The sequence below is a fragment of the Anoxybacillus ayderensis genome, assembly GCF_000833605.1.
GTDB classification, from domain to species: Bacteria; Bacillota; Bacilli; order Bacillales; family Anoxybacillaceae; genus Anoxybacillus; species Anoxybacillus ayderensis.
On the sequence record NZ_JXTG01000002.1, the window covers coordinates 13181 to 25572 of the forward strand.

Annotated in this window: 10 protein-coding genes and 1 other annotated feature; of the genes, 9 read left to right on the plus strand and 1 reads right to left on the minus strand. The window is 43.2% G+C overall.

Features of this window, described 5'->3' with window-relative positions; all coding sequences use genetic code 11:
* Window positions 1-11 precede the first annotated feature (11 nt).
* On the plus strand, window positions 12-1511 hold the full coding sequence (xylB, locus tag JV16_RS02355) for a xylulokinase (RefSeq protein ID WP_042534093.1): 1500 nt from the start codon (window positions 12-14) through the stop codon (window positions 1509-1511).
* Between the two features lie 49 nt (window positions 1512-1560).
* On the opposite strand, the gene sspI is transcribed toward xylB, so the two are convergent.
* Window positions 1561-1770 (minus strand): small acid-soluble spore protein SspI, encoded by a 210-nt coding sequence (gene sspI, locus JV16_RS02360; RefSeq protein ID WP_019416728.1) that lies wholly within the window; start codon window positions 1768-1770, stop codon window positions 1561-1563.
* Window positions 1771-1853: 83 nt separating this feature from the next.
* Here sspI and msrA point away from each other — a divergent pair, with 83 nt between their 5' ends.
* The 8 genes from msrA (at window position 1854) to JV16_RS02405 (ending at window position 12346) form a co-directional block, all read left to right on the plus strand.
* On the plus strand, window positions 1854-2378 hold the full coding sequence (gene msrA, locus JV16_RS02365) for a peptide-methionine (S)-S-oxide reductase MsrA (protein WP_042534097.1): 525 nt from the start codon (window positions 1854-1856) through the stop codon (window positions 2376-2378).
* The gene (locus tag JV16_RS02370) at window positions 2375-3127 is read left to right on the plus strand and encodes a TrmH family RNA methyltransferase (protein WP_042534099.1); all 753 of its coding nucleotides are present in this window, start codon (window positions 2375-2377) and stop codon (window positions 3125-3127) included. The genes msrA and JV16_RS02370 overlap by 4 nt, the downstream gene beginning before the upstream one ends.
* A gap of 69 nt (window positions 3128-3196) precedes the next feature.
* Window positions 3197-3432, plus strand: a binding site (T-box leader).
* A gap of 46 nt (window positions 3433-3478) precedes the next feature.
* Window positions 3479-4513 (plus strand): phenylalanine--tRNA ligase subunit alpha, encoded by a 1035-nt coding sequence (gene pheS, locus JV16_RS02375; protein ID WP_021093806.1) that lies wholly within the window; start codon window positions 3479-3481, stop codon window positions 4511-4513.
* A 15-nt stretch (window positions 4514-4528) separates the two neighbouring features.
* A complete protein-coding gene (gene pheT / locus JV16_RS02380) occupies window positions 4529-6943 on the plus strand; it encodes a phenylalanine--tRNA ligase subunit beta (RefSeq protein ID WP_021093807.1) in 2415 nt (804 codons plus the stop codon).
* A 663-nt stretch (window positions 6944-7606) separates the two neighbouring features.
* Complete coding sequence (locus tag JV16_RS02390) at window positions 7607-8053, plus strand: MarR family winged helix-turn-helix transcriptional regulator (RefSeq protein WP_021093809.1); 447 nt, start codon at window positions 7607-7609, stop codon at window positions 8051-8053.
* Window positions 8050-11172 carry an efflux RND transporter permease subunit gene (locus JV16_RS02395; RefSeq protein ID WP_021093810.1) on the plus strand — a complete coding sequence of 1041 codons (3123 nt, stop codon included), beginning with the start codon at window positions 8050-8052 and terminating at the stop codon, window positions 11170-11172. The genes JV16_RS02390 and JV16_RS02395 overlap by 4 nt, the downstream gene beginning before the upstream one ends.
* 366 nt (window positions 11173-11538) lie before the next feature.
* Window positions 11539-11814, plus strand: coding sequence for a cell division protein ZapA (gene zapA / locus JV16_RS02400; RefSeq protein WP_026011506.1), 276 nt, complete (start codon window positions 11539-11541; stop codon window positions 11812-11814).
* The gene (locus tag JV16_RS02405) at window positions 11807-12346 is read left to right on the plus strand and encodes a CvpA family protein (protein WP_021093811.1); all 540 of its coding nucleotides are present in this window, start codon (window positions 11807-11809) and stop codon (window positions 12344-12346) included. Before zapA ends, JV16_RS02405 begins: the two co-directional genes overlap by 8 nt.
* The last annotated feature ends 46 nt before the right edge of the window (window positions 12347-12392 follow it).

Consider the following 12392-nt stretch of genomic DNA (forward strand, 5'->3'; position numbering starts at 1 on the left):
GAGGGATGAACTTGGAACACGTCATTGGCATCGATTTGGGAACGAGTGCAGTTAAGGTATTACTTGTTGACTGGACTGGAAAAGTAAAAGGGGAGAGCACAGAGGCGTATCCCCTCTATCAACCATATTCAGGATATAGCGAGCAAAATCCAGAAGATTGGGTAGAAAAAACGATTATTGCATTACGAAAAGTGTTGCAAGTATCAAATGTCGATCCTAGTTCGATTGTTGGACTCAGTTTTTCTGGACAAATGCATGGGCTAGTATTATTATCTGAAAACAATGAGGTCGTGCGTCCAGCCATTCTTTGGAACGATACAAGAACGACGGAAGAGTGCCGATTAATTGAAGAGAGAGTTGGAAGAGATAAGTTGTTGTCCATTACAAAAAATCGGGCGCTCGAAGGGTTTACATTACCCAAATTATTATGGGTAAAAAAGCACGAACCGCATCTTTTTAAACAAGTCCGTACGTTTTTATTACCAAAAGATTATGTTCGCATGCGCCTAACGGGTCATATCGCTATGGAATATTCTGATGCAGCAGGAACGTTGCTCCTAGACATAAGTAAAAAGGTGTGGAGTGAGGAAATTTGTCAGGCGCTCGATATTAATATTCATTTATGTCCGCCATTAGTTGAGTCCACGGATTATGTTGGTACATTGTTGCCGGAAATAGCAGAAAAAACCGGATTGTCAAAAAATATAAAAGTATTTGCTGGTGGAGCGGACAACGCATGTGGGGCAATTGGTGCGGGCATTTTAGAAGAAGGACAAACGATGTGTAGTATCGGGACATCTGGTGTCGTGCTTGCATTTGAACAAACTGGTGAAAGAGAATTTGGAGGAAAAGTACATTATTTTAATCACGCAAAACCAAATTCGTACTATATTATGGGTGTAACGTTAGCTGCTGGATATAGTTTTGATTGGTTTAAGCGAACGTTTTTAAATCACATGTCTTTTTCTGAAATTGTCAAACGAGCGTATCAATCACCTATTGGAGCGAACGGGCTATTGTTCACACCGTATTTAGTTGGGGAAAGAACTCCTCATGCAGATGCTGATATTCGTGCTTCTTTTATCGGAGTGGATGCTACTCATACAGCATGGGATTTTGCACGTTCTGTATTAGAAGGTATTACGTTTTCTTTAAATGAATCCGTCGAAATCATTAGAGCGAGTGGAAAACGTGTGGATACAGTCGTTTCGATTGGCGGTGGGGCAAAGAGTGAAGAGTGGTTACAAATTCAAGCAGATATATTCGCTACACCAATCGAAAAATTAAAGAATGAACAAGGTCCAAGTATGGGAGCTGCGATGATTGCGGCCTACGGTTGTAAGTGGTTCCCATCTTTAGAACACTGTGCTCGTGTATTTAAAGACGTAGAACAAGTTGTTGAGCCGAATAGTCGAGCTGTAGAAAGATATAAAGAAATTTTCGAAATGTATAAAGAAATATACCTACAAACAAAGGAACTGTCGAAAAAGTTGAAAGCGTTTAGACGATAAAAATCCCCCCTTAAAATAAATTGTGAAAAAATAGCCTCCGCATGGAAGGCTATTTTTTTACTGCTTCTTCTAATGTGGCAAGCATCGATTGTTTTTGTTCATCTGTTGCATGATTCCATAATGCTTCAAACAAGACGCCAAGACCAGGCAAATATTTTTCTTCCCCTTGTTGAATCGCATCGACGATCGTATGTTCTAATTGGTCTTTTGAGCTGTTTGCGACGTTTGCCATCACGGCACCACGTAAATTAAAATCCATTTGACTCACTCCATTCTTTATGTATTGCGTACGTAGTTTTTGCTATAATGGTAACTACTATTCATCAAAGAGGAGAGAGAAAGATGGAAAAAGCGACATTTGCTGGAGGTTGTTTTTGGTGCATGGTCACTCCGTTTGAAGAACTTGATGGCATTTATGGCATTGTTTCTGGATACACAGGCGGTCATGTCGAACATCCGACATATGAACAAGTGAAAACAGGGACGACAGGACATTACGAAGCCGTACAAATTACGTTCGATCCAGATGTATTTCCGTACGAAAAATTGTTAGAGTTATATTGGTGTCAAATTGATCCGACGGATGATGGCGGGCAATTTCATGATCGTGGTCCGCAATATCGAACAGCTATTTTTTATCATAATGAGCGACAAAAAACATTAGCGGAGCAATCGAAAAAACAACTCGAAGAAAGCGGACGTTTTTCAAAACCGATTGTGACAAAAATTTTACCTGCGACAACGTTTTATCCAGCAGAAGACTATCATCAAAATTACCATAAAAAAAATCCGAAACATTATAAAGAAGACCGCGCTGCCTCAGGTCGCGATGAATTTATTGCGAAACATTGGGGGAACAACGAGTGAAACGAATTGAATCAACAAAAAATGAGCGAGTGAAGCAATGGAAAAAACTTTCAACGAAAAAAGAACGCGACAAAACTGGATTGTTTCTCATTGAAGGATTTCATTTAGTCGAAGAGGCAATCAAAAGTGGCGTTCATATCGAACAACTGATTGTTGCGGAGCATGCGATTATTCCCGCAAGCTGGAACGTTGCACACATTCCGATGACGATCGTGACAAATGACGTGATGAAAACAATTAGCGACACGGAAACACCGCAAGGCATCGCAGCGGTATGCAAACAATTGCATTGGAACGTCGACGATGTACAAACCGCATTGTTCATTGATGCCGTACAAGATCCGGGGAATGTCGGGACGATTATTCGCACCGCAGATGCCGCAGGAATAGACGCTGTTGTTGTTGGAGAGGGAAGCGCAGATATATACAACGCAAAAGTCATTCGTGCCACGCAAGGCTCACTGTTTCATTTCCCTGTTATAAAAGAAGATATCGGGCAATGGATCGCCCGCTTTCAAAATAGGCATATTCCTATTTATGGCACATCGCTTCAACATGGGGTAGACTATCGTTCTGTCGCTCCTTCGTCATCGTTTGCATTAATTGTTGGCAACGAAGGGAGCGGAGTGAATGAGCAATGGCTAAAACAGACGACAACGAACTTATACGTGCCGATTTACGGGAAAGCGGAATCATTAAACGTCGCCATTGCGACAGGCATTTTACTGTATCATTTACAGAAAAAATAAACGTATGTTTGTACGATTACCTTGCACCTGATGGCACATTTGCTTATAATAAATGAAGAATTTCATGATGAAAAGACGATGATCGAGAAGAGTAGCTTGCCGATCGCCATTCAGGGAGAAAACGCCATAGACTGCGAGCGTTTTTATGGTAGAAGCAAGTGAATTCACCTCGGGAGTTGGCGCTTGGACCATTTTGCACATGCAAAATGTAAAGGCGTTCCGGTGGAAACCGTTATCTTAATGAAGTGAGCTATGCGAACGGCATAGCTAACAAGGGTGGTACCGCGAGTGCACTCGTCCCTTATGTTAGGGGCGAGTTTTTTTATTTATATCGATCAGAGGAGGGTTTTTATGAAGGAGCGGTTACAACAGCTTCAACAAGAAGCACTTGAAAAAATTGAACAGGCAAACGATTTAAAAGCGCTCAATGACGTGCGCGTCGCATATCTCGGCAAAAAAGGTCCAATTACAGAAGTGCTGCGCGGCATGGGGGCGTTGTCTCCTGAAGAGCGTCCTGTCATGGGAGCGCTTGTGAACGAAGTGCGCGAAGTGATTCAAACAGCGCTTGAGGCAAGGCAAGCAACCCTTGAACAAGCAGAAGTCGAGAAAAAACTAGCGGCGGAAGCGATTGACGTGACACTTCCAGGACGTCCGATTAGACGCGGCAATCATCATCCGTTAACGCGCGTCATTGAAGAAATTGAAGATTTATTTATCGGCATGGGCTATACGATTGCTGAAGGACCGGAAGTCGAAAAAGACTATTACAACTTTGAAGCGCTCAATTTGCCAAAAGGTCATCCAGCGCGCGATATGCAAGATTCCTTTTATATTACAGAGGAAATTTTATTGCGCACGCATACGTCACCTGTGCAAGCGCGCACGATGGAAAAACATCAAGGACGCGGTCCAGTAAAAATCATTTGCCCGGGAAAAGTGTATCGCCGCGACAACGACGATGCGACACATTCGCATCAATTTACGCAAATTGAAGGGCTTGTCGTCGATGAACATATTCGCATGAGCGACTTAAAAGGAACGTTGCGCGAGTTTGCTCGCAAAATGTTTGGTGAAGATCGCGACATTCGTTTCCGCCCGAGCTTTTTCCCATTTACTGAGCCGTCTGTTGAAGTAGATGTTTCATGTGCCAATTGCGGTGGACACGGTTGCAGTGTATGTAAAGGAACAGGTTGGATTGAAATTTTAGGCGCTGGAATGGTTCATCCGAACGTGCTGGAGATGGCAGGATTTGATTCGAAAAAATATACCGGCTTTGCGTTCGGGATGGGGCCGGAGCGTATTGCGATGTTGAAGTACGGCATTGATGATATTCGTCATTTTTATCAAAACGATGTTCGTTTCTTGCAACAATTTAATCGGGTGTAAAAGGAGGTTGGAACGATGTTTGTTTCATATAAATGGCTACAACAATATGTTGATTTAACAAATATTACGGCAAAAGAATTGGCTGATCGCATCACAAAAGCAGGCATTGAAGTGGAAAGTGTTGAGGTGCGCAATAAAGGAATACAAGGTGTCGTCATCGGACATGTACTTGAGCGTGAACAACATCCGAATGCTGATAAATTAAGCAAATGTTTCGTTGATATCGGTGAAGGAGAGCCCGTGCAAATTATTTGCGGAGCGCCGAACGTCGCAAAAGGACAAAAGGTTGCCGTTGCTAAAGTAGGAGCTGTATTGCCTGGCAACTTTAAAATTAAACGCGCCAAATTGCGCGGTGAGGAATCGAACGGCATGATTTGCTCGTTGCAAGAACTTGGCGTGGAGTCAAAATTAGTGCCGAAAGAATACGCCGACGGCATTTTCGTTTTCCCAAGCGATGCGCCGGTCGGAGCTGATGCGCTAGAACTACTTTACTTGGATGATGAAGTGTTAGAGCTTAGTTTAACACCAAACCGTGCTGATTGCTTAAGCATGATTGGCGTTGCTTATGAAGTAGCGGCTATTTTAGGACGGAGCGTAAAGCTACCGGCAATCGAACTTCACGAAAACAGCGAAAGCGTTCATGATTATATTTCTGTGCGCGTCGATACGCCGAAAGACAATCCGTTATATGTGGGACGTATTGTGAAGAACGTGAAAATTGGTCCATCCCCTCTTTGGATGCAAGCGCGTTTAATGGCGGCCGGCATTCGCCCACATAATAATGTCGTTGATATTACGAACTATATTTTACTTGAGTACGGCCAGCCGCTTCATGCGTTTGACTACGATCGCCTCGGTTCAAAAGAAATTGTCGTTCGCCGCGCAAAAGCCGGTGAAACAATCGTGACGCTTGATGATGTAGAGCGCACGCTCACAGAAGAACATCTTGTCATTACAAACGGGAAAGAGCCTGTCGCTTTAGCTGGTGTGATGGGCGGTGCGAACTCGGAAGTATGTGATAAAACAGTAAACGTATTTATTGAAGCGGCATATTTTAACGGAGCAACGATTCGCCAAGCGGTCAAAGATCACGGATTGCGCAGCGAGTCGAGCACACGGTTTGAAAAAGGCATCGACCCAGCGCGCACGAAAGAAGCGCTTGACCGCGCGGCTATGTTAATGGCGGAATATGCTGGCGGCGAAGTCATTGGCGGCGTTGTGGAAGTGAACACACTGCAACGAAAAGATGTTGTTGTCACGATTACATTAGACCGTATCAATAACGTGCTTGGCACAACAATTACGAAAGAAGAAGTCGCAGGCATTTTAACGAACTTGCAATTTACGTTCACAGAAGAGAACGGAACGTTTACGATTACTGTTCCATCGCGCCGTCGCGATATCGCGATTGAAGAAGATATTATTGAAGAAGTGGCGCGTCTTTATGGGTATGACAACTTGCCAGCAACTCTTCCAGTCGGGGAAGCAAAGCCAGGGAAACTTACCCCATATCAAGCAAAGCGCCGCAAAGTACGCCGTTATTTAGAAGATGCGGGCTTATTCCAAGCGATTACGTACTCGCTCACGAACGAGGCGAAAGCGACGATGTTTGCGCTTGAAACGGCGGAACCGATCCGTCTTGCTCTTCCAATGAGCGAAGAACGCAGCGTCTTGCGACAAAGCTTAGTGCCGCACTTATTGGAAGCGGCAAGCTACAACCGCGCTCGCCAAGTCGAAAACGTCGCGCTATACGAAATCGGCTCGGTATACTTAGCTAACGGCGAGCACGAACTGCCAAACGAAAAAGAGCGGTTAGCCGGCGTCTTGACAGGAGTATGGCATGCGCATGTATGGCAAGGAGAGAAAAAAGCGGTTGATTTTTATGTCGCAAAAGGGATTTTAGATGGTTTGTTTGCGTTGCTAGGATTAGAAAACCGCGTGGAATACAAGCAAGCAAAACGCGAGCACCTTCATCCAGGGCGCACAGCCGATATGTTGCTAGACGGCAAAACAATTGGCTTTATCGCTCAGCTTCATCCGATCGTACAAAAACAATTTGATTTAAAAGAAACGTATGTGTTTGAACTAGACCTTGAAGTGTTACTGAAAGCGGAAGTAGACAACATTCGCTATACCGCGATTCCACGCTTCCCATCCATTACGCGCGATATTGCGCTCGTCGTCGATGAACATGTCGTCGCGGGTGAGTTGCAAAAAGCGATTATCGAAGCAGGCGGCGAACTGTTGAAAGACGTATCGATTTTCGACGTCTACAAAGGAGACCGCCTCCCAGAAGGCAAAAAATCAATTGCCTTTGCGCTCCGTTACTACGACCCAGAGCGGACGTTAACGGATGAAGAAGTAACAAACGTTCACGAACAAGTGATTAAAGCTGTTGAACAACAATTCGGCGCCACATTGCGCGGGTAAAACGAATCCCCTATCTGATGCACGAGCATTGGATGGGGGTTTTTATGTCCTCGTCGAATCGGTGAGAGTGTTTTTTGTCTAGTCCGCCAAAATTGGCGGGCGCACCGTCAAAAAATGGCGGGGTTCCGACACAAGTTGGCGGTGAAAGAGTGAGAAAATGGAGGTATAATGAGGTTGGATAGGAAAAATATACAAGGAGGGTTAAAATGGAGTTTCTATACCTAATTACTCTACCGATAATTGGTTCTTTATGGTTTTTAAATTTCACGATTTTTTTAAAAAGATTAAACAGTAATGAAAATACACACAATCAAACAATATTAGGTGTTCTGCTAACCTTTATCTTTATTTTTGTATTTGCGTACGGTTACTTGGCAACACATTAAATATTTCAACTTAGTGAAATGTTTAGCTTGTCGATTTTGTCGACAAGTTGGACTGAATAGTTATTTTTAAGTAATTCATTAACCTGTGGTGTTAGTTGAGAGCTAGCGCTCAATTAGCACCACGCGGATTTTATGGAAATTTTTTAATATATTTTTACGATTGAATTAAAAAACAGAACCATATCACACATCACTTCATCATTGACCATTCCGTGTTTCATAGTTATATTATTAAATAGTTAAATAATTGAACTATTTAGATAGGAGGCATCGAGCAGTGGAGCGAAGCATACAACAATTGATTGAGCGCTATTTATCCGTTTCGTTTCTCGTGAATAAGCGAGGGGCGGCGCTGATGAAATGTGAGTTAGATGATGTGACGCACGATCAATATTATGTATTGCGCCACATATATAAGCGAGGGGTGTGCACATCAACGGAATTGGCGGACGTGTTTGCGGTGAATAAAAGCGCCATTACCGCGATGACAAATCGTCTTGTTGAGAAAGGAATGATTGAACGAGGGAGAGGGGAAGATGATCGTCGTATTATTGCGCTTTCGCTGACGGAAAAGGGAAGGAAATGGCTTGAAGAAACAGAACAAAATGTGTATGAACTTGTGGAAGCAATTATGACGAAACTTTCACATGAAGAAATTGAACAGTTTATTCAAACGTATGAAAAGCTAGCGATGATTTTACAAGAAATGGGGGAAAGCAAATGAAAGCGATCATTCGCGGAAAGTGGGCCGTTTTGCTTCTTTGGATGTTAGCAGCCGTCGTACTGATGATGACTGCACCGAATATGGGGGAACTTGTGCGCGAAAAGGGGCAAATTACCGTTCCAGACGGCTATTCGTCTTCGCTTGCTAGCGAGCTACTAAAAGAAGTACAAAAACAAGAAAAGAAAGAAGGGGAAATGAGCGCTGTTCTCGTATTTCATCGAAAAGATCGATTGCAAGAAAAGGACTGGAAAGAAATCGAGAAAGCTGTAGAGCAACTGCAGGCGAAAAAAGAATCGCTCGGTTTAATACAAATCGTTTCACCGCTTGATGACAGCTCGCTAAAAGAAAAGCTCGTTTCAAAAGATGAAACAACGGCACTGATTTCGCTTCAATTAGAACGAAACAAACGTACAGCCAAAGAAATAAGCACAGCGCTTTATGAGGCGATCGAGCATATTGATGTGCCGCACTATTACACAGGTAGTTGGATGATCGATGAAGATGTCGTGCAAAGTTCACAAGAAGGGTTGAAAAAAACAGAAGGCATTACCGTTGTTTTTATTTTAGTTGTTTTATTTCTTGTGTTCCGTTCGCTCGTTGCTCCGTTTGTACCGTTGTTAACGGTCGGATTGACGTATGTTGTGTCGCAATCGATTGTCGCCTTTCTCGTTGACCGCGTCGATTTTCCGCTTTCTACATTTACGCAAACGTTTTTAGTTGCCGTTTTATTCGGAATCGGAACAGACTATTGCATTTTACTGCTTAGCCGTTTTAAAGAAGAACTAGCGAAACGAGAAGATCGAATAGAAGCGATTATTGCGACATATAAAACAGCAGGAAAAACGGTGATTTTTAGCGGACTGGCGGTGATGATCGGCTTTGCATCGATTGGATTATCGACGTTTAAATTATATCAATCCGCCTCAGCCGTCGCAGTTGGCGTCATTGTGTTACTTGTTGCGCTTGTTACGCTTGTGCCGTTTTTTATGGCTACACTTGGCGAAAAGTTGTTTTGGCCGATGAAAGGTGCGCTTGAACATAAACCGAGTAAATTATGGGATGTGGCAGGTCGCTTTTCTTTCGCACGACCACTATGGGCTCTTGTGATCGTAGCTATCATTACGTTGCCGATTTTATTTACGTATGACGGCAAACTTTCTTTTAACTCAATGGCGGAAATTGGCGATCGTTATCCTTCCGTCAAAGCGTTTAACATTATTTCTTCTCACTTTAGCGAAGGGGAAGCGATGCCGACGAAAATCGTCATGAAAAATGATGAAGCGATGGATGACGAGCAATATTACTATTTAATAGAAAAAATTAGCCGTGAAGTGGCAAATATTGATGGTGTGGATGCTGTTCGTTCGGTGACGCGTCCGCTTGGAGAGCCGATCGATCAATTGTTTGTGACAAAACAAGCGGAACAGTTAAAAGATGGATTAGGAAAAGGAGCAGACGGCATCGGACAAATTCGTTCCGGTTTAAGCGAAGCGAGCAACGAAATGGTGAAGTCAGCCCCGAAACTAGAGCAGGCGACGGGCGGCATTCGTGAACTCGTCAACGGAACGACGAAGTTGAAAACGGGAATGAACGATTTACAACAAGCATTGAAGCAATTAGAAGATGGCGTGCGAAGCGGAGCGCTCGGTGCAGCTGATTTAGAAAAAGGATTGCAGACGATACAAACGAATATGAAAAAGCTGCATGATGGAGCGAATGAATTGCGAAACGGATATGAGCAAGCAACGGGCGGGTTGCGTCAACTAAGCGAACAATATAAACAAATGGAAGCAGGACTTACTGCGATTTCGAAACAATTGCCACTTCTTTCTCAGTCGCTGAATCGCGTGGAAGAACGGCATGCGAGTTTGCGTGAAGATGCGGAGTATGCATATGTGAAGCAAGCGATTGAACAAATCAGTGTGCAAATGAATACACTCTCTCATGCGTTTGTCCAAGTGAATGATGCGCTACAACGGATTCAGCTCGGTTTGCAGCAGGCGAATGAATCGTTTGCGACAGTAACAAATGGACAAAAAGCACTCATGAATGGAATGGATGAAGTCATCGTTGGACTTAGAAAGCTTCGCTTAGGATTAGAGCAAGCGGCAGATGGGCAAGGACAAATTGTTCAACGACTGCCAGAAGTGACAAATGGACTAGCGAAAGTAAATGAAGGACAACAGCAATTGCTTACAGGTTTTTCACAACTCAATGGTCAAATAGATCAACTCATCTCAGGATTAAATCAAAGCGTCGATGGATTGAGACAAGTAGAAAATGGATTACAGTCCGCAAAACAGTACGTTTCTAACTTAGCGAATGCGCCAGATGAAGAAATGGCAGGGTGGTATATGCCACCACAATTGTTGACGAGCAAGGAATTTGCGCAGGCGAAGGAAGCGTATATGTCGAAAGACGGAAAAGTAGTGACGTTCGACATTGTTTTTTCGTCCAATCCATATGAAACGGAAACGATGGAAAAAATCGCAGAAGTGAAAGAAGCGATCGCTCGGGCGGTGAACGGTACGAAACTTGAGCATGCGAAAGTAGGCGTTGGTGGCGTGACAAGCATATACTCAGATTTACGCGACATTTCTGCTGACGATTATGCGCGCACGTCATTATTTATGCTTATAGGTATTGCGATCATTTTAATTGTTCTCCTTCGTTCGTTTATTATGCCTGCGTACTTAATGTTATCGCTTATTTTAACGTATTATACGTCGATGGCATTCACTGAACTTGTATTTGTCAATATGCTTGGCTATGAAGGGGTGAACTGGGCTGTTCCGTTTTTTGCGTTCGTTATTTTAATGGCCCTTGGCATTGACTATAGCATTTTCTTAATGGACCGCTTTAATGAATATCGCGACAAAAACGTTCAAGAAGCGATGCTTGAAGCGATGCGTCACATGGGAACAGTCATTATTTCCGCAGCGGTCATTTTAGGAGGAACGTTTGCGGCGATGTATCCATCGGGTGTGCTATCACTCTTGCAAATTGCGACGATTATTTTAACAGGCCTTTTCTTATATGCGCTGATCGTTTTGCCGTTATTTATTCCGGTGATGGCGAAAACGTTTGGACGGGCGAATTGGTGGCCATTTATGAAGTAAGAGCGGGTGTCGATGCCCGCTTTTTTTGTGATATAATGTAAAAAAATAGTTTCTGGAATGAAACGAAGTGAGAAAAATGAATATGTCTGAACTAAACGATTGGATTTTTTCACGCAAAGGAAATGTGGAACGAGATATGTTACATCGTTGAAGAAACAACAAAAGCATGACTTTTGTTGTTGGGCAGCTGTCAACCTGCCCTGATGCAACCCCAAATGAAGGAAGGAGGACACCGTCCGCTTGCACTTCTGGGGAGTTGCAAGCCCACGACTTTAGTCGTTGGGTAGTTGATATATCTGCAAATCGTGGTAAGATAAAAGGTAGAATTTTGCCGAAACGGGAGATCGGATGAATGGGGGAAACGGTTTGAAGGAGCAGCAAAAAACGCGCATTACAGTAGATATATACGGGCAACAATATTCGATCGTCGGAACAGAAAGTTCAAGTCACATTCGTCTCGTTGCGTCAATTGTTGATGATAAAATGCGTGAAATTAGTGCGAAAAATCCGACGCTTGATACGAGTAAGCTCGCCGTACTAACGGCTGTCAATATCGTTCATGAATATATTAAACTAAAAGATGAATACGATCGTCTTTTGCGAAAAATGAATAAAGAAAAGGATGATGACAGCGATGATTGATTTGTTCATTTGTTTCATCCTTCTCATGGGACTAATGATTGGATTGAAACGAGGATTTATTTTGCAATTTATTCATATGACAGGTTTTTTTATCGCGTTTATCGTTGCGTATAAATATTACGACCAACTAGCGCCGCGGCTGAAGTTGTGGGTGCCGTATCCGAGCTTCGGCGACGGTGAGACGATGAAATTGCTCATTGAAAGCACAAATTTAGATGAAGCATATTATCGTGCGATTGCATTTGCTTTGTTGTTTTTTGTTACGAAAATCGTGATGCAAATGATCGGTTCAATGTTAGATTTCGTCGCACAGTTGCCGCTTCTAAAAAGCGTAAACCGTTGGGCAGGCGGGGCGCTTGGATTTATGGAAGTGTATTTGCTTTTATTCGTGCTTTTATACGTGAGTGCCCTTGTTCCTGTGTCTGCCATTCAACAACCGCTCCACGACTCATTGATCGCTAGTTTGATCGTCAAACATACACCGATTTTATCCGACTTTGTGAAGCATATGCTCGTGCAATATATGGCGTAAAAACTTCTCCGTTTGAGAGAAGTTTTTTCGTCGAAAGGAAGGGAAT

Coding starts and splice junctions, on each gene's coding strand:
- pheS (WP_021093806.1), top strand. CDS start 3,479: ATGAAGGAGCGGTTACAACAGCTTCAACAAGAAGCACTTGAAAAAATT.
- JV16_RS02395 (WP_021093810.1), top strand. CDS start 8,050: ATGAAAGCGATCATTCGCGGAAAGTGGGCCGTTTTGCTTCTTTGGATG.
- JV16_RS02405 (WP_021093811.1), top strand. CDS start 11,807: ATGATTGATTTGTTCATTTGTTTCATCCTTCTCATGGGACTAATGATT.
- sspI (WP_019416728.1), bottom strand. CDS start 1,770: ATGGATTTTAATTTACGTGGTGCCGTGATGGCAAACGTCGCAAACAGC.
- pheT (WP_021093807.1), top strand. CDS start 4,529: ATGTTTGTTTCATATAAATGGCTACAACAATATGTTGATTTAACAAAT.
- msrA (WP_042534097.1), top strand. CDS start 1,854: ATGGAAAAAGCGACATTTGCTGGAGGTTGTTTTTGGTGCATGGTCACT.